Raw genomic sequence first — 21,080 nt, forward strand, 5'->3', positions numbered from 1 at the left:
GGGGGCGAACCGATGACCTCCCCTGCCCTGGACCTGCCCGACTCCGCCACCCCGGCGCGGGACGGCGCACCCCGCCTCGGCGTCGGCCTCGGCTGGCGCAGCGAGATCGACACCGTCGTCGAACGCCAACCCGGCCTGGACTGGGTCGAGGTGGTCGCCGAGAACATCTGCGCCGACCACCTGCCCGAGTCCCTGACGGTCCTGCGCGCCCGCGGCGTCACCGTCATCCCGCACGGCGTCGCGCTCGGCCTCGGCGGCGCCGACCTGCCCGACCCCGCCCGGCTCGCCAAGCTCGCCGAGGCGGCGCTCGCCCTCGGCTCCCCGCTGGTCACCGAGCACCTGGCGTTCGTCCGGGCCGGCGGCCTGGAGGCCGGCCACCTGCTGCCCGTCCCCCGCACCCGGGACTCGCTGCGGGTGATCGCCGAGAACGTCCGGATCGCCCAGGACCAGCTCCCGGTGCCGCTCGCCCTGGAGAACATCGCCGCCCAGCTGGCCTGGCCCGACGACGAGCTGACCGAGGGGCAGTTCCTCGCCGAACTGGTCGAGCGGACCGGCGTCCGGCTGCTGATCGACGTCGCCAACCTGCACACCAACCGGGTCAACCTCGGCATCGACCCGGCCGCCGAACTGGACCGCCTGCCGCTGGAGGCGCTCGCCTACGTCCACGTCGCCGGCGGCAGCCTGGTCGACGGCGTCTGGCACGACACCCACGCCCACCCCGTCACCGAACCGGTGCTGGAGGTCCTGGCCGAACTCTGCGCACGGGTCGCACCACCCGGCGTCCTGCTGGAACGGGACGCCGACTTCCCGCCGCCCAGCGAGCTGGCCGGCGAACTGGACGCCATCCGCCGGGTGCTGGAGGGGAGCACCCCGCGGACGGCCCCACCGGCCCCCCGCGCCGAACCCCGGGAGACCGCGGCGGGCGCCTGCCCGAGCGGCACCCGCGCCCGGCTGGCGCGGCGCCAGGAGGACCTGCTCGCCGCCCTGGTGGCCGGCGGGCCCGTCCCGCCCGGCTTCGACCCGGACCAGGTCCGCGCCCAGTCCACCGGCCTGGCCACCAAACGGCGGGACACCGTCGCCAAGGTGGCCCCCGAACTGCCCCGCCTGCTCGGCCGGCCGTACGGGCCGCTGTTCCTCGACTACGCCCGCCGGCACCCGCAGACCGGCGGCTACCGCGCCGACGCCCGGGCCTTCGCCGCCTGGGCGCTCGCCGACGGCGGCCCGCTCGCCGCCGACCACCGCCGGTCCCTGGAGCAGTGGCTCCACCCGGCCGCCGAGCGGCCGCCCGGCGCGTTCGCCCGCCTGCGCCGAGCCCTGCGGCACTGAGCAGGCGCTGGGCACCCGTCTTCACCGCACACCTTCGGGGGGAACCCGCCCATGTGGCACAACACCTACTTCGTCATCCCCGCCGTCCTGCTGGTGGCGGCCTCGCTGTACGCGTCCCGCACCAAGCGGCGGGTCGGCCACGTCCCGCACGTCCAGGGTCTGCCGGGCCGCGGCCTGCCGCTGATGGACACCGCCTTCCTGTCCGGCGGCCCCGGCCGGGTCTTCGACACCGCCCTGATCCGGATGCACCTCTCCGAGCGGGCCGTGATCAGCCGTGCAGGCCTGGTCACCCTCACCGGGCACAAGCCGTACGACGCCGTCGACCAGGCCGTCCTGGACGCCGTCGGCCCGGGCCGCAGCCGTGAACTCGCGCCGCTGCGCCGAGCCGTGATGCGCTCCGCCGCCGTGCAGGAGATCGGCGACCGGCTCGCCGACCGCGGCCTGATGCGCCACCCCGAGCGGCTGCGGCGGGCCCGCACCGCCCGGCGGCTGCTCTGGCTCGCGCTGCTCGGCGTCGCCGTCTCGGCCGTCCTCGCCCACGTGCTGGACGACGGCGGCGCCGGCTCCGACCGCCCCGCGCCGTGGATCCCGGTGGTGCTCCTGGTCTTCGGCGCGTTCAGCCTGCTCGTCACCTGGCCGACCAAGGGCCGGATCACCCCGGCCGGGCGGCGCCAACTCTCCCTGATGAAGGTCGGCACGCCGTGGACGCCGAGCGCCGGCCTGTCGCCGAAGATGACCGGCGGCGTGCTGCTGGGCGCCCTCGCGCTCGGCGGGCTGGCCGCCGCCGGGCTGGAGGACGACGAGCTGCAGTCCGCGATGCTGGCCGCGGCCGCCCAGGACGAGGCGATGAAGTCGGCCGCCGCGAGCTCCTACGCCGCCTCCTCCTCGACGGGCTCCTCCAGCAGCTTTCCCCCCAGCTCGTGCAGCTCGTCCGGGTCCTCCTGCGGGGGCTCCACGGCCTGGTGCGGCTCCTCCCACTCCGGTTCCTCCGGCTGCGGGGGAAGCAGCGGCAGCTGCGGATCCTCGTCCTCCAGCTGCGGCTCCGGCTCCAGCAGTTGCGGCTCCTCCTCGTCGAGCTGCGGGTCGTCCTCCTCCGGTTGCGGGTCGTCCTCGTCGAGCTGCGGTGGCGGCGGCTGCGGCTCCTGACGTCACAGTTCGGTATCGCGGTCCGGGAAGCCGTTCCCCGCGCCGTCGGCCCAGGCATACAACAAGCCCATGTGGTTGCTGTTCCTGATACCGGCGTGCGTCGCGGCGGTCCTCTCGTGTCTCCGGCTCATCCGGACGACCGCCACCGCCGACGCCCTGGCCGAGGCGGACGGCCTGCGCCCGCCCGAGGCCGTCGGGATCGGGCTGTACGAGACGGCCTACCTGGCCGGCGGCCCGGACCGGGTGGTCGAACTCGCCCTCGTCCTGATGGCCGGCCGGGGCCGGCTGCACCTGGCGCACACCGGCTGGACCACGGTGGTCGACCCCCGGGGCCGCAGCCGCCTGGAGCGCGCGGTCATCATCACCGTCGGCTCCGACGGCCAGTGCCGCACCGACGGGCTGCGCCGGGCGATGGCCGAGCACCCGACCGTCCTGGAGATCGGCGCCCGGCTCTCGCTGGCCGGCCTGGCCACCCCGGCCCTCATCCAGCGCAGCACCGTCCTGGTGGTCCGGCAGGTGCGGCACGCACTGCTGCTGACGCTCCTCCTGCTGGCCGCCGCGCTGGCCCTCACCGGCTTCACCGGCGGTGACACCGTCGCCCCGCTCGCCTGGTTCTCGCTGCCGCTCGTGCTCACCTCGGGCACCCTGCTGATGGCCCGGGTCGACGTCTACCCCTACACCCGCTGGGCGTCCCCGGTCGGCCAGGAGGTGCTGCGCGAGGTCCGCCCGGCCCGCCAGCACGGCCTCGCCGACGACGAGGAGCGCGAACTGCTCACCGCCGTCGCCATGAACGGCCCCGCCGTCCTCCCCGACCCCCGCCTGCGCGCCGCCCTGCGCCCCCACCGGACGTGACACGCGAAACGGGGCCCGCCGAAGCGGACCCCGTTCACCGATCCCGCGGAACTCAGGCCAGGCCGTTGAGCAGCTCGCTGAGCGGCTTGCGGCGGCCCGTGAAGAACGGCACCTCCTCGCGGACGTGCAGCCGGGCCCGGGAGGGGCGCAGGTCGCGCATCAGGTCGACGATGCGGTGCAGCTCGTCCGCCTCGAAGGCGAGCAGCCACTCGTAGTCGCCGAGCGCGAACGAGGCCACCGTGTTGGCCCGCACGTCCGGGTAGCCGCGGGCCATCTGGCCGTGCTCGGAGAGCATCGCGCGCCGCTCGGCGTCCGGCAGCAGGTACCACTCGTAGGAGCGGACGAACGGGTACACGCAGACGTAGTCGCGCGCGCGCTCGTCGGCGAGGAACGCCGGGATGTGCGACTTGTTGAACTCGGCGGGGCGGTGCAGCGCCATGTTGGACCAGACCGGCTCCAGCTGGCGGCCCAGGCCGGTGCGGCGGAAGCGGTTGTACGCCTCCTGCAGGTCGTCCGAGTCCTCGGCGTGCCACCAGACCATGAGGTCGGCGTCCGCGCGCAGACCGGACACGTCGTACGTGCCGCGCACCGTCACGTCCTTCGCGGCCAGCTGGGCGAACAGCTCGTCCACCTCGGCGGCCAGCGCCGTGCGGTCCTCGGGCAGCGCGCCCTTGAGCTTGAACACCGACCACATGGTGTAGCGGATGACCTGGTTCAGGTCGCGCGCCTTCTTCTTCTCGGGCTGCTGCTCCGGCTGCCGCTCAACGGTCTCAGTCATGCGCCCATTGTCCTCTCCGTGGAACCTTCCCCGGTTGCCGGGGTCAACAGTTTGTCGAGGGCGGCCACCGCGGCGGCCGCCGAGCCGATGCAGGCCGGAATGCCGACCCCGTCGTACGCGGCGCCGCACAGCGCCAGTCCTCCCACCCCGGCGGCCGCCGCCCGGATCCGGGCCACCCGGTCCAGGTGGCCCACCGGGTACTGCGGCAGGCCCGCCCGGAAACGCGAGACGGCGGTGTCGTACGGCCGGGCGGTGAGGCCGATCGCCTCCCCGAGGTCCGCCAGCGAGCGGACCACCAGCTCCTCGTCCGGCAGCTCCAGCGCCTCCTCCTCGCGGTAGCGGCCCAGCGAGGTGCGCAGCAGGAACGCGTCCGGGGCGGAACGCTCCAGCCAGCCCCACTTGTTGGAGGAGAAGGTCGACGCCTTGATCCGCCGCCCGTCCACCGGCGGCACCAGGAACCCGCTGCCGGTCGGCAGCTCCGCCAGGTCGGCCCGGCGGAACGCCAGGGTCACCAGCGCCATGCCCGCGTACTCGACGGCGTCCAGCTCGGCGGCCGCCGCCGGCGCGTCCGCGCGCAGCAGCCGGGCCGCGGCCGGTGCCGGGACGGCCAGCACCACGGCGTCCGCGTGCAGCACCCCGCCGTCGCCGGTCACCACCCGCCAGCCCTCGGGGGTGCGGCGCAGCCCGTCCACCGCCGTACCGGTGCGCAGGTCCACGCCCGCCTTCCGGCAGGCGGCCGCGACGGCCTCCGGCAGGGTGCCGAGCCCGCCGCGCAGGCCCTGGAACACCGGGGTACCGACCACCTTCGGCCGAGAGGCCAGCTCGTGCACCCCGTCGACCAGCGAGCCGCCACCCCGCGCGATCGCCAGCAGCTGCGGCACGGCGGCGCGCAGCGAGATCTCCTCGGCCCGCCCGGCGTAGACGCCGCCCAGCAGCGGCTCGACCAGCCGGTCCACCACCTCCTGGCCCAGCCGGTCGGCGACGTAGCGGCCGATCGCCACGTCGTCCCCGACCTCGGTGGCGCCCTCGTGCCGGGCCCGCTCCAGCCCCTCGGCGGTGAGCACCCCGGAGGCCGCCAGCGCGTCCAGATCGCCCGGGACGCCCATCACCTGCCCGCCCGGCAGCGGGCGCAGCGCGCCCCGCGTCCAGATCGAGGCCTTCGCGGTGGTCGGCGGCTCCAACTCCTCGCCCAGCCCGACCGCCCGGGCCAGCTCCACCGCCTCCGGCCGCCGCGCGAGCATCGACTCGGCCCCCAGGTCCACCCGGACCCCGCCGACCTCGCCGCCCCGCAGCTTCCCGCCGACCCGCTCCGACGCCTCCAGCAGCGTCACCCGCGCCCGCACCGGCCCCCCGGCGGCCCCGCTCAGAAAAGCGGCCGCAGCCAGCCCCGCGATCCCACCACCGACGACGACGACCTGTGCATCCGACATGCCTCGCAGTCTCGCAGGTCTTTACACCGGGCCCTCAATCCGCCAGCGCGTTCAGGTCGATCATGATCGGGAACGGCACCGGGCGCTCCAACGACTCCCGGAAGATCCCGGCGGGCACGTACGCCGAGGTCGCCTGGTCCAGCTCGTAGACGTGTACGGCTGGCCGACCGCCCTCTTCCTCCTCGACGATCCAGTAGTGCGGGATCCCGGCCTCGGCATACTTGCGGACCTTGACGAAACGGTCACGGTCCACGGACTCAGGCGAGACGACCTCGATGACGAGCAGGACTTCATCAGGAGTGAACTGCGTGCGCTTTCTCTCGAAATTGGCCTTGACGACGAGAACGTCCGGCTCGGGACGGTTCCGCCTGTCGAGCTTGATCGACATCTCCCGCCCGACCCTGACCCCTTCCGGGACCTGGGGAATCAGCGCCATCTTCAGGTTGTCGACGACTTCACCGTGCCACCAGCACTGCGGAGACATCATGAAGACCAGTGCTCCATCGATCAGTTCGGTGTGCCGCGGCGCCTGCGGCAGGTGGTCGAGGTCATCGGCGAACCAGCCCTCGTCCCTGGGCGCGTACATCCAGTCCGGCAGCTCGCTCATGCTCCCAAGATAGCGAGTTCCGAGGCCCTGCGAGCCGCTGCCTAGGCTGTGTGCTATGGAACCGATCGTGGTGAGTGCGTGTCTGGCCGGGGTGCCGTGCCGGTACGACGGGCGGGCGAAGACCTCGCCGGACGTGGTGGAGCTGGTCGAGGCGGGGCGGGCGGTGGTGGTGTGCCCGGAGGGGGCGGGCGGGCTGCCGACCCCGCGCGCTCCGGCGGAGATCGTGGGCGGGGACGGGGCGGACGTGCTGGACGGCCGGGCCCGGGTGGTGGACGCGACGGGCGCGGACTGTACGGCGGAGTTCGTGGCCGGGGCCCGGGCGGCGCTGGCGGCGGCCGAGGCCGCGGGGGCGCGGCGGGCGGTGCTGATGGCGCGCAGCCCGTCCTGCGGCTGCGGGCGAGTGTACGACGGGACGTTCACCGGGGAGCTGCGCCCCGGGGACGGGGTGACGGCGGCGCTGCTGCGGCGGGCGGGCATCGAGGTTGTCCGGTCCGCTGCCGAGCTGTGATCGAGTCGCGACCTTCCGGCGGGGTCCGCTCGGGGCTTTCCTTCGTCCAATGGGGAGATCTCACAGCGGACTTGGGGAGGGCTTCGGAATGGGGAGACGGGCAGGGGCGGGGGCGCTGGCGGTAGCGACCGCGGGCGTGCTGCTGGTCGGGGCGTGCAGCGCCGGCGGTGCGGGCCGGGCGGGGGAGGCGGCGAAGGCGGACGCCGTCGCCCCGGCGGCACCGGCGGCCGCGCCGAGCGCCGCCGGGACGGCGCCGCCGGCGGGGGCGAGCGCCCAGCCGGTCGCGGACAACCGGCTGATCGCGTACACCGCGCAGTTGACGCTGCGCACCGGGGACGTCGCCCAGGTGCTGGCGAAGGCCCGGGAGTTGACGGCGGCCGCGGGCGGCTACGTCGGCGCCGAGTCGGTCTCCGGCGCCGTGGAGGGCGGGCCGGGAAGCGCGGCGGGGGGCGAGGCGGGCGGCCAGCTGACGCTGAGGATCCCCTCCGCCGCCTACCAGCAGACGCTGGACCAGCTGACCGCGCTGGGCCAGGTGGTGTCCCGCAGGAGCCAGGCGGACGATCTGACCCAGCAGGTCGCGGACGTGGCGAGCCGGGTGCAGACCCAGCAGGCGAGCGTGGAGCGGGTGCGGGCGCTGATGGGGCAGGCGAAGTCGCTGAGCGAGGTGACCACGTTGGAGGCCGAGTTGAGCCGCCGGGAGGCCGATCTGGAGTCGCTGCAGAAGCAGCAGAAGGAGCTGGCCGGCAAGACCTCGCTCTCGACCGTCACGCTGGACGTGCGCCGTGCGGACGCCTCGCCGACGCCCACCCCGGGACCGCCGAAGGGCGGCGGCGAGGGCTTCGGGGCGTCCGTCGGCGCCGCGCTGGGCGGCGGCTGGCACGTGCTGGTGGCGATCGTGCGCGCCCTGGCGGTGGGGCTCGCGGCGGTGGCGCCGTTCCTGCTGGTGCTGGGCGTCCCGGCGGCGCTGGTGTACCGGTTGCGGCGCCGGCGCCGCCCGGCGGCCGCGCTGCCCCCGGAGTCCGGCCCGCGGGAAGGGCCCGCGGAGGACTGAGCGACGACTGAAACAGGCGTGCCCCCGCCCGGTCGGGAGGGGGCACGCCGCGGGGTCAGCGGGCGCTGGCCTCGTGGACGAAGGCGACGAGGCGGGAGAGGGCGTCCGGGTCCATGGACGGCAGGACGCCGTGGCCGAGGTTGAAGATGTGGCCGCTGGTGCCGAGGGCCTGGGCGGCGTGCAGCACCTCGCGGGCCTTGGTCTCGACGACCTTGGTGGGGGCGAACAGCACGGCCGGGTCGAGGTTGCCCTGGAGGCCCTTGCCGGGGCCGACGCGCTCGGCCGCGACGTTCAGCGGCACCCGCCAGTCGACGCCGACGATGTCCGCGCCGGCCTGGCCCATCAGGTCGAGGAGTTCGCCGGTGCCGACGCCGAAGTGGATCCGCGGCACGCCGTAGGAGGCGACGGCGTCGAAGACCTTGGTGCTGGACGGCATGACCGAGCGGCGGTAGTCGTCGGGGGCGAGCGAGCCGACCCAGGAGTCGAAGAGCTGGACGGCCGAGGCGCCGGCCTCGATCTGCACCTTCAGGAAGGTGGAGGTGATGTCGGCGAGCCGGTCGACCAGGGCGGCCCACAGCTCGGGCTGCCCGTACATCATGGCCTTGGTGTGCTCGTGGTTCTTGGACGGGCCGCCCTCGACCAGGTAGCTGGCCAGCGTGTAGGGGGCGCCGGCGAAGCCGATCAGCGGGGTCTCGCCGAGTTCGTCCACCAGCAGGCCGACGGCCTCGGTGATGTAGGGGACGTCGTCGGGCTCCAGCGGGCGCAGCCGCTTGAGGTCCTCGGCGGTGCGGATCGGGTCGGCGATGACCGGGCCGACGTTGGGCTTGATCTCGACGTCGATGCCGACGGCCTTGAGCGGCACCACGATGTCGCTGAAGAAGATCGCCGCGTCCACCTTGTGCCGGCGGACCGGCTGGAGGGTGATCTCCTTGACCAGCTCGGGCCGCATGCAGGACTCCAGCATGGGGATGCCCTCGCGGACCTTCAGGTACTCGGGCAGCGAGCGGCCGGCCTGGCGCATGAACCACACCGGGGTGTGCGGCACGGGCTCGTGCCGGCAGGCGCGCAGGAACGCGGAGTCGTACGCGGCGCCGCGGCGCGCGGGGGTGGGCCTGCCGTCGGGGGTGGCCGCCGTGGTGTCTGCCGTAGTCTCGCTCACGGTCCAAATCTTCGCATGCGCCTCGGGGCGCTCCTCCCGGCCGGTCTCGTCGGTTCCTCCAAGATCTGGCCGGGTTTGCCGTTCCGGCACGCCGCTCGGACGGAAGTTGCGGCCTTAACCGCGGTTTTCGACCTAGTCTTCGGGTCATGGCAGCGGTCGGCGGGCACCCCGCGCAGGGTGGCGGAGCAGGTGGCGGAACAGGTCGGGAGGGGGCTCCGAGCGAGTTCCGGGCCGCCGTGGAGGCCCTCGACGGAGCCCGGCTGCGGCCCGAGATCCAGCTCTCCCCCGCGCCGGCCCCGCGCCGGCTGGCCCCGTACGCGTTCGCGGTGACCGCCTCGGTGGAGGTGAACGACGAGGAGCTGGCGGACGGCCGGCTGGTGCTGCTGTACGACCCGGCCGGGCAGGAGGCCTGGAACGGGGAGTTCCGGGTGGTGACGATGACCCGGGCGGAGCTGGAGCCGGAGATGGCCGGCGACCCGATGCTCTCCGAGGTCGGCTGGGCCTGGCTGCTGGACTCGCTGCAGGCGCACGGGGCCGGGTACGCGGAGCCGTCCGGCACGGTGAGCCACTGCGCCTCGCAGTACTTCGGCGGGCTGGCGGACCGCCCGTCCTCGACCGAGATCGAGATCCGGGCCTCCTGGACGCCGGCCGACGGCCGGTTCGAGCGGCACCTGGCGGCCTGGGGGGACCTGCTGTGCATCAGCGCGGGCCTGCCGCCGGCCGCGCCGGCCCCGCAGGCGCCGGCCGATGTGCCGTCACTCGGTGGGGTGGTCCCGATGCCCGCGCGGCGGCGTCCTCGTTCGCACTGAGGAGTGGCGCCCCGCGCCGGGCGGCCCCGGCCGGCCCGATGCCACCCCCAGGGCTGACGGAGTGTGACTTCGAACCCGCTCTGGGTCAATTAACCGGTTGAAACCGACCGATCAGCACCAGATCTGATCGATTTTGTGCGAATTCGGGACGGGTCGTATCACTCATATGCGCGATTTGTCCGTATTGTTACTCACTAGATCGTGATCTTTCGCTAAAGCCGGGCACGGTAGCTGCCGAAGCAGACTGTGACCCTTTCCGAACGCGGAACACTCCGACCGCCCCCTCGGGGTTCCGTCCGCCACTCCCCGCAGGAGGCCTGGTGTCGGTCCTTCTTGAGCACCCCGCAAACGTGGTCGCCTACCGGCCGACCAAGCCCACCGCCATGGTGGTCATCGCCGATCCCCGCGTCCGAAACACCGTCACCCGCCATCTGTGGGCGCTCGGCGTCCGGGACGTGATCGAAGTGTCCTCGATCGCCGAGGCCCGCCCCCGGGTCTCCACCCCGCGCGACATCTGCGTCGCCGACGTACACCTGCCGGACGGCTCCGGCCTGACCATCCTGGCCGAGACCCGCGCCGCGGGCTGGCCCAACGGCCTGGCCCTGTCCGCCGCCGACGACATCGGTGCCGTCCGCAGCGCGCTGGCCGGCGGCGTCAAGGGATACGTCGTCACGGGCACCCGCACCAACGTGGCGATGCCAGGCCGCCCGGGCCTGCCGCTCGGCGCCGCCGGGCTGGCCGGGCGGATGCGCCGCCCCGGCATGCCGGGCATGCCGGGCGCCGTGGGTGCGCCGGGCGCCCACGGAACCCATGGAGCCCCCGGCGCGCCCGGTGCGCCGGGCACGCAGCAGTCCGCCTACCGCGAGCTGTCGGGCCGTGAGGTCGAGGTGCTGCGGCTGGTCGCCGAAGGACAGTCGAACAAGGCGATCGGGGTGGCGATGGGCCTGTCCGCGCTGACCGTCAAGAGCCACCTCGCCCGGATCGCCCGCAAGCTGGGCACCGGCGACCGCGCCGGGATGGTCGCGGTCGCGCTGCGCACCGGCATCATCCACTGAGTCCCCGGACGGCCCCGCCACGGCGGTCGAGGAGGAACGTTTCCTCCTCGACCGCCGTGGCCGTGCCCCTCGGCCGCCGACCGGGCCCCGTGGCATAGTCACGGACCCGGTCTGACCAGTCCGACAACACTCCCGGCCGCGAGGACCGTCGTACCCTTGGTGGGTGACCGACGCCGTAGCAGCCATCCCAGAAGAAGCAGCCCCGGTCCCGCTCCTCGAACCGAAGGAGGGGATCCCGCCCGTCGTGGCGGACGAGCAGGCGCTGGCCGCCACCGTCGCCGCCTTCGCCGGGGGCACCGGACCGGTCGCCGTCGACGCCGAGCGGGCCTCCGGCTACCGCTACGGCCAGCGCGCGTACCTCATTCAGCTGCGCCGTGCGGGCGCCGGCAGCGCGCTGATCGACCCGATCGCCTGCCCCGACCTCAGCGGCCTGGGCGACGCCCTCGCCGACACCGAATGGGTGGTGCACGCGGCCACCCAGGACCTGCCCTGCCTGGCCGAGGTCGGCATGAGACCCCGGCAGCTGTTCGACACCGAGCTGGCCGGGCGGATCGCCGGCTTCGCCCGGGTCGGCCTCGGGCCGATGACCGAGAGCGTGCTCGGGCTGAGCCTGGCCAAGGAGCACTCCGCGGTCGACTGGTCCACCCGCCCGCTGCCCGAGCCGTGGCTGCGCTACGCAGCTCTGGACGTCGAGGTGCTGGTCGAGCTGCGCGACGCACTCGAACAGGAGCTGGACGCCCAGGGCAAGCTCGGCTGGGCCCTGGAGGAGTTCGCGGCGATCGCCGCCGCACCGCGCCCGGCTCCGCGCACCGACCCGTGGCGCCGCACCTCGCAGCTGCACAAGGTCCGCCGGCGCCGCCAGCTGGCCGTGGTGCGCGAGCTGTGGCTGGCCCGGGACCGGCTGGCGCAGGAGCGCGACGTCTCGCCGGGCCGGGTGCTCTCGGACGCCGCGATCGTCAACGCCGCGCTGGCCATGCCGCTGAACATCGCCGCGCTGCAGGGCGTCCAGGGCTTCGGGCCGCGGGTCCACCGGCGCCAGCTGGAGCAGTGGCTGGCGGCCGTCCAGCGGGGCCGGGAGGTCCCGGAGAACCAGCTGCCGCCGGCCTCCGCGCCGCACGACGGGCCGCCGCCGCCGCGGGCCTGGGCCGAGAAGGACCCGGTGGCCGCCGCCCGGCTGTCCGGGGCGCGCGCCGCCGTCGCGGACCTCGCCGAGCGGCACAACCTGCCGGCCGAGAACCTGATCACCCCGGACCTGGTGCGCCGGGTCTCCTGGGAGCCGCCGGCCGATCCGGCCGCCGAGGGCGTGGCCGCCGCGCTGCGCCGGCTCGGCGCCCGGCAGTGGCAGGTCGACCTGGTGGCGCCGGTGGTGGCCGCCGCGTTCGCCGAGGCCGCGGCCGCCCAGGACTGACCTGGAGCGGGTCCGGAGGGGGTGCCGTCCTTGTGACGGCGCCCCCTTCGGCGCATTCGGGCTCCTCCGCCGGTCGGACGTGTCGCGGGACACACGGGGTGAACCCTCCGTGAGGCCTGGGCAGGTTGGTTACCGACCGGTAGCATGACGGTGAAGCGGCGCCGCTCGGGTCTTCACCGGCGGCAGCCCGCCCACCTCAAATGTTGGTCCCTGGGAGGAGAGCCCCCGTGCCTCGTACCGTGAGGGACGTCGTCTTCGTCGATGGCGTCCGCACCCCGTTCGGCAAGGCCGGCCCGAAGGGCATCTACCACGAGACGCGCGCCGACGACCTGGTCGTCAAGTGCATCCGGGAGCTCGTGCGCCGTAACCCGAGCCTGCCCGTCGAGCGCATCGACGAGGTCGCCATCGCGGCCACCACGCAGATCGGCGACCAGGGTCTGACCATCGGGCGCACCGCCGCCCTGCTGTCCGGCCTGCCCAAGTCCGTCCCCGGCTACTCGATCGACCGCATGTGCGCCGGTGCGCTCACGGCCGTGACCGCCACCGCCGGCGGCATCGCCTTCGGCGCGTACGACGTCGTCGTGGCCGGCGGCGTCGAGCACATGGGCCGCCACCCGATGGGCGAGGGCGTCGACCCGAACCCGCGCTTCGTCTCCGAGAAGCTGGTCGACGAGTCCGCCCTGTTCATGGGCATGACGGCGGAGAACCTGCACGACCGGTTCCCGCACCTGACCAAGGAGCGCTGCGACGCCTACGCCGTACGCTCGCAGGAGAAGGCCGCCAAGGCGTACGCCAACGGCGACATCCAGCCCGACCTGGTGCCGATCTCGATACGCAACACCAACCCCGAGGTCGGCGAGACCGGCTGGGGCCTGGCCACCGTGGACGAGCCGATGCGCCCGGGCACCACGATGGAGAGCCTGGCCGGACTGAAGACCCCCTTCCGCCCGCACGGCAACATCACCGCGGGCAACTCGGCCGGCCTCAACGACGGCGCCACCGCCTCGCTGCTGGCCGCCGAGGACGTCGCCGAGGAGCTCGGCCTCCCGGTCAAGATGCGCCTGGTCTCCTACGCCTTCGCGGGCGTGGAGCCCGAGGTCATGGGCATCGGCCCGGTGCCGGCCACCGAGAAGGCGCTGGCCAAGGCCGGTCTGACCATCGACGACATCCAGGCCTTCGAGGTCAACGAGGCCTTCGCCGTCCAGGTGCTGTCCTTCCTGGACCACTACGGCATCGCGGACGACGACGAGCGGGTCAACCCGTACGGCGGCGCGATCGCCTTCGGCCACCCGCTGGCCTCCTCCGGCGTGCGCCTGATGAACCAGCTGGCCCGCCGCTTCGAGCAGCGCCCGGACGTCCGCTACGGCCTCACCACGATGTGCATCGGCTTCGGCATGGGCGGGACCGTCATCTGGGAGAACCCGCACTGGAGCGGAGCGGAAAAGTCGTCCGAGCTCGAGGGTGGTAAGTGAACATGACGAGCACCACTGAGCTGCTGCAGCACGGCGCCGAGCTGTTCCCCGGCGAGGTCGTCACGACCGCGCACGTGCGCCACCTGGACCTGCCGCTGCAGGCCGGCAAGCTGGCCCTGATCACCCTGGACAACGGCTTCGACCACACCAAGCCGACCACCTTCGGCCCGGGCTCGCTGCTGAAGCTGTCCGCCGCGCTGGACCAGGTCGAGGCCGAGGCCGCCGAGGGCAAGGTCGTCGCCGTCGCCGTCACCGGCAAGCCGTTCATCTTCGCGGTCGGCGCCGACCTCAAGGGCGTCGAGCTGCTCAAGGAGCACGCGGACGCGCTGGCCATCGGCAAGGGCGGCCACGAGGTCTTCAAGCGGATCGCCGCGCTGCCTGTCCCCTCCTTCGCCTTCTACAACGGCGCGGCGATGGGCGGCGGCGTCGAGGTCGGCCTGCACGCCACCTACCGCACCGTCAGCGCGGGCGTCCCGGCGTTCTCGCTGCCGGAGGTCTTCCTGGGCCTCGTCCCCGGCTGGGGCGGCTGCACCCTGCTGCCGAACCTGATCGGCCCCTCGAAGGCGATCAAGGTCGTCATCGAGAACTCGATGAACCAGAACAAGCAGCTCAAGGGCAAGGACGTGTTCGAGCTGGGGATCGCCGACGCGATCTTCGAGCCGGCCGACTTCCTGGAGCAGTCGCTGCTGTGGGCCGCCAAGGTCCTCAAGGGCGACGTCGTCGTCGAGCGCGAGGAGATCGACCGCGGCAAGGCCTGGGACGACGCCGTCGCCTGGGGCCGCCTGGTCGCCGACGCCAAGGTGCACGGCGCCGCGCCGGCCGCCTACAAGGCGCTGGACATCATCCAGCAGGTCAAGGACTCCGACCTCCAGGCGGGCTTCGACGCCGAGGACGCGGCCCTGGCCGACCTCATCATGAGCGGCGAGCTGCGCAGCGGCATCTACGCCTTCAACCTGGTGCAGCGCCGGGCCAAGCGCCCGGTCGGCGCGCCGGACAAGTCGCTGGCCCGCCAGGTCGACAAGGTCGGCGTCGTCGGCGCCGGCCTGATGGCCTCGCAGCTGGCGCTGCTGTTCGCCCGCCGTCTGGAGGTGCCGGTGGTCCTCACCGACATCGACCAGGAGCGCGTCGACAAGGGCGTCGGCTACGTCCACGCCGAGATCGACAAGCTGCTCGGCAAGGGCCGGATCGGCCAGGACAAGGCCAACCGGCTCAAGGGCCTGGTCAGCGGCTCGCTCGACAAGGCCGCCGCCTTCGGCGACGCGGACTTCGTGATCGAGGCCGTGTTCGAGGAGATGGGCGTCAAGCAGACCGTCTTCGCGGACCTGGAGAACGTGGTCTCGCCGACCTGCGTGCTGGCGACCAACACCTCCTCGCTGTCGGTCACCGAGATGGCCTCGAAGCTGAAGCACCCCGAGCGGGTCGTCGGCTTCCACTTCTTCAACCCGGTCGCGATCCTGCCGCTGCTGGAGATCGTCCGCGGCGAGCAGACCGACGACGCCTCGCTGGCCACCGCCTTCGGCGTCTCGAAGAAGCTGAAGAAGACCTCGGTGCTGGTCAAGGACGCCCCGGCGTTCGTGGTGAACCGGATCCTGACCCGCTTCATGGGCGAGATCCAGACCATCATCGACGAGGGCACCCCGATCGCCACCGTCGAGAAGGGCGTCGAGCCGCTCGGCCTGCCGATGTCCCCGATCGTGCTGCTGGAGCTGGTCGGCCCGGCCATCGCGCTGCACGTCTCGGAGACCCTGCACGGCGCGTTCCCGGAGCGGTTCGCCGTCTCCGAGAACCTCGGCAAGGTGGTCAAGGCCGGCAAGCGCGGCTTCTACACCTGGGTGGACGGCAAGCAGGTCCTCGACCCCGAGGTGCTGGAGCTGCTGTCCTTCGGCGACACCGTGCTGACCGAGGAGCAGGTCCTGAACCGCTCCCTGGAGGCCGTGGCCCAGGAGATCGGCCTGATGCTGGAGGAGGGTGTCGTCGCCGAGGCGCAGGACATCGACCTCTGCATGATCACCGGCGCCGGCTGGCCCTTCCACCTGGGCGGGATCACCCCGTACCTGGACCGTGAGGGCGTCTCGGAGCGGGTGAACGGCAAGCGCTTCCTCGCCCCCGGCGTGGCCTCGGTACCCGCGTAACGCGCAGCGCCACCGCACGCCGGAGCCCCGGTGACCTGGACGGTCACCGGGGCTCCGGCGTGCGGGGGCGGTCAGCCCTTCTTGAGGCGGTAGACCACGGTGTCGGCGAAGACGCCGACCATCTCGTAGTGGGTGTCCAGCAGGTTCTCGATCCGCGGGACCAGCACCGGCTGGTACGGGGCGATGCCGGAGTCGTCCACCACGACCTCGGGCAGGTTGTCGGCGAGCTCCTTGTCGAAGGTCTGCCAGGCGTTGCTGACGCTGAACTGCTCGCCCACGTTGGCGTTGCCGTCCTTGCCGCCGCTGTAGTTGGTCAGGAAGCCGGCGGTCAGGTAGCGGGTGGCGGGCTTGCGGTCGGCCAGCCAGTACAGCTCGGGGTGCATGCCCCAGACCAGGACGGTGTCCTTGGGGGTGGTCTGGGCGGCGACCGCGGTGGCGACCTCGGTGGTGCGGTTGAGCCGCTCCCCCGGCCAGGCCAGGGCCAGTGCCCAGAAGACCGTCGAGGCGACCGTGGTGTACACCAGGACGGGCTTCCAGCGGACCGCCGAGGTGGCCACCGCCCCGGTGCCCAGCAGCACCAGCGGGGGGATCAGCTGAAGGTAGTAGTGGCCGAAGAAGTGGAAGCCCACGCTGACCGCGACGACCGAGGAGGCCAGCCAGACCCACAGGTCGCCGGTGGAGCCGTGCTCCTCCCCGGCGACGGGCAGCGGCCGGTGGCGGTACCTGAGCCAGAGCCGGCGCCCGACCGGGAGCAGGAAGCCCAGCCCGGCCGCGACCAGAATGGCCGAGTTGCCGAGCGCGCGGCCGATCATCTGGAGCCAGGCGCCGCCGAAGGAGGCGTAGTCCCCGCTGCCGGTGACCACCCAGAACAGGAAGCCCTTGGGCTTGGTCAGGATGACCGCGACCAGCGCTATCGGCAGGATGAAGCCGAAGCCGATCTTGAACAGGGCCGGCGGCCAGCGCACCCCGCGACGGCGGGCGTCCTGGAACAGCATCCAGAGCACCGGCAGCAGCACCGCGCCGCCGGTCTGCTTGGTCAGCGAGCAGAGCGCCACCGCGATGCCCGCGGCCAGCCAGCGGCGGCGCTCGGCGTACCGGAACGCGGCCACCATGGCGGGCAGCATGAAGACCTCGAAGGTCGCCGCCTGGGTGTCCTCCGGAGAGAGCCCGATGGAGACCAGCAGGTAGAGCAGCCCCGCGCCGGCCCCGGCCCGGTTGCCCCAGCGGCCGCGGGCGATGGACGCCAGCAGGATCGCGGTGACCAGGTGGGCGCCCACCGCCAGGGTGCGCAGCGGCCACAGCGAGGCGGAGCCGAAGATCGTGAAGCAGGCCTGGTAGAGCCAGGGGAGCAGCGGCGGCTTGCGGTCCACCACGGTGTCGTACAGCACTCCGCCGTCGGCCAGCATCCGGGCCTGGGTGGCCAGGAACCCCTCGTCGGGGCTCCAGACGGGCCGGGCGAAGGACGGGATGTGGGTGAGCAGCGCGACCAGCGCGAGCACCGGCACCAGCCTCGTCCAGTACCCGGTCTGCACATGGGTACGGACGCGCTCGGGCAGGCGCTCGGCCAGTCCGGCGAGGCGGAGGCGGGTGGGGGTGGGCACGGATGACAACCTACCGGGCGGGATCGGCGCGGACGGCGCCGGTCCCGCCCTTAGGTGCGATTGTCAGCTTGTTTCGTGACGAACTGTTACGGAGTTACGACGAACAGTCGTCGGTGGAACGTGTTCCGGGCCCGTTCTCAGGCCTCGACCCGAGCCGCGTCCAGGCTGGCGACCAGGGCCGTCACCTTTCGGGCGATGTCCGGGGCGTTCAGGCCGATCTCGGCCAGGATCTCGTTCCGGCTCGCGTGGTCCAGGAACTCCTGCGGAATCCCGAAGTCGCGCACCGGCAGATCCACGTCCGCGTCGCGCAGCGCCTGCGCCACCGCGGCGCCGACACCGCCCACCCGGCCGTTGTCCTCGATCGTGACGACCACCCGGTGCTCGGCCGCCAGGCCCGGCAGGGCGGCGTCCACCGGCTTGACCCAGCGCGGGTCCACCACGGTGGCGGTGATGCCCTGGGCGGCCAGCAGGTCCGCGACCTCCAGGCTGGTGGCGGCCATCGCGCCGACCGAGACCACCAGTACGTCCGCGCGGTGCGTGCCGCCCGGCTCCTCGGCGGCGCGCAGCACGTCCATGCCGCCGATCCGGCCGACCGCCGGGACGGCCGGGCCGACGGTGCCCTTGGAGTAGCGGACCACGGTCGGGGCGTCCTTGACCTCGACGGCCTCGCGCAGCTGGGCGCGGACCTGGTCGGCGTCGCGCGGGGCGGCCAGCCGCAGGGTCGGGACGATCTGCAGCATCGACATGTCCCACATGCCGTTGTGCGAGGCGCCGTCGTCGCCGGTGACGCCGGCCCGGTCGAGCACGAAGGTGACGCCCAGCCTGTGCAGGGCGACGTCCATCAGGACCTGGTCGAAGGCCCGGTTCAGGAAGGTCGCGTAGACCGCGAAGACCGGGTGCAGCCCGTTGGTCGCCAGGCCGGCGGCGCTGGTGACGGCGTGCTGCTCGGCGATGCCGACGTCGAAGATGCGGTCCGGGAAGGCCTCGGCGAAGGGCGCGAGGCCGACCGGGTGGAGCATGGCGGCGGTGATGCCGACGATGTCCTCCCGCTCGTGGCCGAGCGCGACCATCTCCTCGGCGAAGACCGAGGTCCAGCTCCGGCCGCCGGCGTTCTTGATCGGCAGGCCGGTCTCCGGGTGGATCTTGCCGACCGCGTGGAAGCGGTCCTCGTCGTTGTTCTCCGCGGCGTGGTAGCCGCGGCCCTTCTCGGTGAGGCAGTGCACGATCACCGGGCCGCCGAAGCCGCGCGCCTTGGTCAGCGCGGACTCCAGGGCGGTCAGGTCGTGGCCGTCGATCGGGCCGATGTACTTGATGCCGAGGTCCTCGAACATGCCCTGCGGGGCGATGAAGTCCTTGAGGCCCTTCTTGGCGCCGTGCAGCGTCTCGAACAGCTGCTGGCCGACCACCGGGGTGCGCTGCAGCGCGTCCTTGCCCCAGGAGAGGAAGCGCTCGTAGCCCTGGGTGGTGCGCAGGGTGGCGAGGTGGTTGGCCAGGCCTCCGATGGTCGGCGAGTAGGAGCGCTCGTTGTCGTTGACGACGATGACCAGCGGGCGGTCCTTGGCGTCGGCGATGTTGTTGAGCGCCTCCCAGGCCATGCCGCCGGTGAGCGCGCCGTCGCCGATGACCGCGACGACCGGGTCCGGCTTGCCGAGGATCTTGTTGGCCTTGGCCAGGCCGTCGGCGTAGGAGAGCACGGTGGAGGCGTGCGAGTTCTCGATCACGTCGTGCTCGGACTCGGCGCGGGACGGGTAGCCGGACAGGCCGCCCTTCATCCGCAGCATCGAGAAGTCCTGGCGGCCGGTGAGCAGCTTGTGGACGTAGCTCTGGTGGCCGGTGTCGAAGAGGATGCGGTCGCGCGGCGAGTCGAAGACCCGGTGCAGCGCGATCGTGAGCTCCACCACGCCGAGGTTGGGGCCGAGGTGGCCGCCCGTCTTGGCGACCTCGGTCACCAGGAAGGTCCGGATCTCCTGGGCCAGTGCGGCCAGCTGTCCCGGCGTGAGCCGGTCGAGATCACGCGGTCCCCGAATGCGGGTCAGCAGGGCCACCCGTTCCTCCTCGTTCAGTGTTCGCGGACCGCGGGCGGTCCGACGGGCGTCGCTGCCCGGTCTGGCGGCGGGCCGGCGGTCGCGGCCGGTGCCGACCGGTCGAGTCTAATGTCCGCTTGCCGGACACCGAGCGGCGCGCCCGGTGCCACCGACCCGTTACCGCCATTCCCGGAGGTCGGCCCGGGGGTCGCGCGTCACCCTGGATTGACGAATGGATGTTCGGGAGCGATCCGGGCCGCGGCGGCTCAGCCGCGCCCCAGCGCCCCGGACTCCCCCATCTCGCTCATCACCAGGGCCAGCGCGCCGAGCACCTCGGCCCGGCCGCCCAGCGTGCCGGGGACCACCGAGAGCTGGCGGGCGGCGCTCGGGATGGCGTAGCGGGCCACCGAGTCGCGGATCGGGGAGAGCACCAGCTCACCGGCCTCGGCGAGGTCGCCGCCGAGGATCACCCGGCGCGGATTGAGCAGGTTGCACAGGGTGGCGACGCCGGTGCCGATCTGCCGGCCGGCGTCGGCGATCACCCGGCGGCAGCCGAGGTCACCCTGATGGGCCAGCTCGACCACCCGGGGAAGATCGAGGTCCGGACCGAGGGTCGGGGTCAGCAGGGAGAGCAGGTAGCGGGAGCCCACGAAGGTCTCCAGGCAGCCGCGGTTGCCGCAGCGGCAGACCGGCCCGGCCTCGTCCAGGGTGATGTGCCCGATCTCACCGGCGGTACCGCCCGGCCCCCGGTAGATCTGGCCGTTGACCACCAGTCCGGCGCCGACCCCGCTGGCGACCTTGATGTACGCGAGGTCGCTCAGCCCCCGCCCGGCCCCCCAGACCAGTTCGCCGAGCGCGCCCAGGTTGGCATCGTTGTCCACGTGCACCGGCATGCCGAGCCGCTCGGCCAGCTCCCGGCCCGGGGCGATGCCCGTCCAGCCGGGCAGGATCGCGGTGGAACCCAGCGCGCCGGTCTCCACATCGATCGGGCCGGGCACACCGAGGCCGACGCCGATCACCTTCTCCGGGCGGAACCCGGCCTGCCGGAGCAGCCGTTCCACCATCGCCTCGGCCCGGTCGAAGCCCTGCGCGGCGGAGACGTCCACGTCGATCGGGGCGCTCTCCTCGGCGAGCACCCGGTGCGCGAGGTTGCCGACCGCGACCCGCAGGTGGGTGTGGCCGAAGTCGATGCCCACCACGATGCCCGCGTCCCCGCTGAGCGAGACGCTGCGCGCCCGCCGGCCACCGGAGGAGGTGTCGGCGACCACGACGGTGCCGCTCTCCTTCAACTCCCGCACGATGTTGGAGACGGTGGCCGCGGACAGGCCGGTGCCGCGGGCGATCTCGGCCTGGGTCAGCGAACCGGCCGTCCGCACCGCGCGCAGCACCCGCTCCAGGTTCGCCCGGTGCAAGGACGACTGCGAGCCCGGTGTGTCCGTCGACATGATCCACCCTCCCAGGGCGGGGACCCCTCCGCCGGGACGTCCCCTTCAACTCCTGAAGGGTAGGGCCTGTGCCGCGGATCGGCGCTGATCGGGCCGGGCGGTACGACGGGGGCCGGTGGCGGCTGGCCCGCAAGCGGCGGGGGAACGGACGGAAACGGGCCTGCGGAGTCCTGGGTTCGACCGAAAAACACCCGCCACTAGCATGGTGCCCTAGCTCACGCGTCCCCCCGGACCGCGGGGCGGTATCGGCAGGGGGACGCTTCCAGAAATGACGGGG

General features: G+C 73.3%; 17 protein-coding genes. 10 read left to right on the forward strand and 7 right to left on the reverse strand.

The window, feature by feature from the left end:
* Positions 1 to 12 precede the first annotated feature (12 nt).
* The 3 genes from ACIQVZ_RS06225 (at position 13) to ACIQVZ_RS06235 (ending at position 3,324) form a co-directional block, all read left to right on the forward strand.
* Positions 13 to 1,326, forward strand: coding sequence for a DUF692 domain-containing protein (locus tag ACIQVZ_RS06225; RefSeq protein ID WP_402447561.1), 1,314 nt, complete (start codon positions 13 to 15; stop codon positions 1,324 to 1,326).
* Between the two features lie 51 nt (positions 1,327 to 1,377).
* A complete protein-coding gene (locus ACIQVZ_RS06230; RefSeq protein WP_402447563.1) occupies positions 1,378 to 2,472 on the forward strand; it encodes a TIGR04222 domain-containing membrane protein in 1,095 nt (364 codons plus the stop codon).
* 69 nt (positions 2,473 to 2,541) lie between these two features.
* Positions 2,542 to 3,324 carry a TIGR04222 domain-containing membrane protein gene (locus ACIQVZ_RS06235; protein WP_350885844.1) on the forward strand — a complete coding sequence of 261 codons (783 nt, stop codon included), beginning with the start codon at positions 2,542 to 2,544 and terminating at the stop codon, positions 3,322 to 3,324.
* 52 nt (positions 3,325 to 3,376) lie between these two features.
* Here the strand turns inward: ACIQVZ_RS06235 and hemQ are convergent, their stop codons facing one another.
* The 3 genes from hemQ to ACIQVZ_RS06250 are packed head-to-tail and all read right to left on the reverse strand — an operon-like array spanning position 3,377 to position 6,139.
* Positions 3,377 to 4,102, reverse strand: a complete 726-nt coding sequence (hemQ, locus tag ACIQVZ_RS06240) for a hydrogen peroxide-dependent heme synthase (protein WP_350885846.1) — start codon at positions 4,100 to 4,102, stop codon at positions 3,377 to 3,379.
* Positions 4,099 to 5,532: a protoporphyrinogen oxidase gene (hemG, locus tag ACIQVZ_RS06245; protein WP_402447565.1), complete on the reverse strand. Its 1,434-nt coding sequence runs from the start codon at positions 5,530 to 5,532 to the stop codon at positions 4,099 to 4,101. Before hemG ends, hemQ begins: the two co-directional genes overlap by 4 nt.
* Positions 5,533 to 5,566: 34 nt before the next feature.
* Complete coding sequence (locus ACIQVZ_RS06250; protein WP_402447566.1) at positions 5,567 to 6,139, reverse strand: Uma2 family endonuclease; 573 nt, start codon at positions 6,137 to 6,139, stop codon at positions 5,567 to 5,569.
* Between the two features lie 55 nt (positions 6,140 to 6,194).
* Here ACIQVZ_RS06250 and ACIQVZ_RS06255 point away from each other — a divergent pair, with 55 nt between their 5' ends.
* Together ACIQVZ_RS06255 and ACIQVZ_RS06260 are read left to right on the forward strand one after the other, a co-directional pair.
* Positions 6,195 to 6,647: a DUF523 domain-containing protein gene (locus ACIQVZ_RS06255; protein WP_402447568.1), complete on the forward strand. Its 453-nt coding sequence runs from the start codon at positions 6,195 to 6,197 to the stop codon at positions 6,645 to 6,647.
* 88 nt (positions 6,648 to 6,735) lie between these two features.
* The gene (locus ACIQVZ_RS06260) at positions 6,736 to 7,698 is read left to right on the forward strand and encodes a DUF4349 domain-containing protein (RefSeq protein WP_402447569.1); all 963 of its coding nucleotides are present in this window, start codon (positions 6,736 to 6,738) and stop codon (positions 7,696 to 7,698) included.
* Between the two features lie 55 nt (positions 7,699 to 7,753).
* On the opposite strand, the gene hemE is transcribed toward ACIQVZ_RS06260, so the two are convergent.
* On the reverse strand, positions 7,754 to 8,857 hold the full coding sequence (gene hemE, locus ACIQVZ_RS06265) for a uroporphyrinogen decarboxylase (RefSeq protein ID WP_402447571.1): 1,104 nt from the start codon (positions 8,855 to 8,857) through the stop codon (positions 7,754 to 7,756).
* A 146-nt stretch (positions 8,858 to 9,003) separates the two neighbouring features.
* On the opposite strand from hemE, the gene ACIQVZ_RS06270 reads away from it, so the two are divergent.
* From ACIQVZ_RS06270 to ACIQVZ_RS06290, 5 genes are all read left to right on the forward strand, one after another.
* The gene (locus ACIQVZ_RS06270) at positions 9,004 to 9,666 is read left to right on the forward strand and encodes a DUF3000 domain-containing protein (protein ID WP_350885856.1); all 663 of its coding nucleotides are present in this window, start codon (positions 9,004 to 9,006) and stop codon (positions 9,664 to 9,666) included.
* A gap of 320 nt (positions 9,667 to 9,986) precedes the next feature.
* On the forward strand, positions 9,987 to 10,721 hold the full coding sequence (locus ACIQVZ_RS06275; protein ID WP_063349472.1) for a response regulator transcription factor: 735 nt from the start codon (positions 9,987 to 9,989) through the stop codon (positions 10,719 to 10,721).
* Between the two features lie 163 nt (positions 10,722 to 10,884).
* A complete protein-coding gene (locus ACIQVZ_RS06280; protein ID WP_363618748.1) occupies positions 10,885 to 12,129 on the forward strand; it encodes a ribonuclease D in 1,245 nt (414 codons plus the stop codon).
* Positions 12,130 to 12,356: 227 nt separating this feature from the next.
* On the forward strand, positions 12,357 to 13,601 hold the full coding sequence (locus ACIQVZ_RS06285) for an acetyl-CoA C-acyltransferase (protein WP_350885861.1): 1,245 nt from the start codon (positions 12,357 to 12,359) through the stop codon (positions 13,599 to 13,601).
* A 2-nt stretch (positions 13,602 to 13,603) separates the two neighbouring features.
* Entirely contained in the window at positions 13,604 to 15,733 is a 2,130-nt protein-coding gene (locus ACIQVZ_RS06290) for a 3-hydroxyacyl-CoA dehydrogenase NAD-binding domain-containing protein (RefSeq protein WP_350885863.1), read from the forward strand.
* Between the two features lie 71 nt (positions 15,734 to 15,804).
* Here ACIQVZ_RS06290 and ACIQVZ_RS06295 read toward each other — a convergent pair whose 3' ends face one another.
* The 3 genes from ACIQVZ_RS06295 to ACIQVZ_RS06305 form a co-directional block, all read right to left on the reverse strand.
* The gene (locus ACIQVZ_RS06295; protein ID WP_350884718.1) at positions 15,805 to 17,334 is read right to left on the reverse strand and encodes a glycosyltransferase family 39 protein; all 1,530 of its coding nucleotides are present in this window, start codon (positions 17,332 to 17,334) and stop codon (positions 15,805 to 15,807) included.
* A 137-nt stretch (positions 17,335 to 17,471) separates the two neighbouring features.
* On the reverse strand, positions 17,472 to 19,379 hold the full coding sequence (gene dxs, locus ACIQVZ_RS06300; RefSeq protein ID WP_402447575.1) for a 1-deoxy-D-xylulose-5-phosphate synthase: 1,908 nt from the start codon (positions 19,377 to 19,379) through the stop codon (positions 17,472 to 17,474).
* A gap of 245 nt (positions 19,380 to 19,624) precedes the next feature.
* Positions 19,625 to 20,803, reverse strand: coding sequence for an ROK family transcriptional regulator (locus tag ACIQVZ_RS06305; RefSeq protein WP_350884723.1), 1,179 nt, complete (start codon positions 20,801 to 20,803; stop codon positions 19,625 to 19,627).
* Positions 20,804 to 21,080 lie beyond the last annotated feature (277 nt).

This window comes from Kitasatospora sp. NPDC098663 (assembly GCF_044760075.1).
GTDB lineage: Bacteria > Actinomycetota > Actinomycetes > Streptomycetales > Streptomycetaceae > Kitasatospora.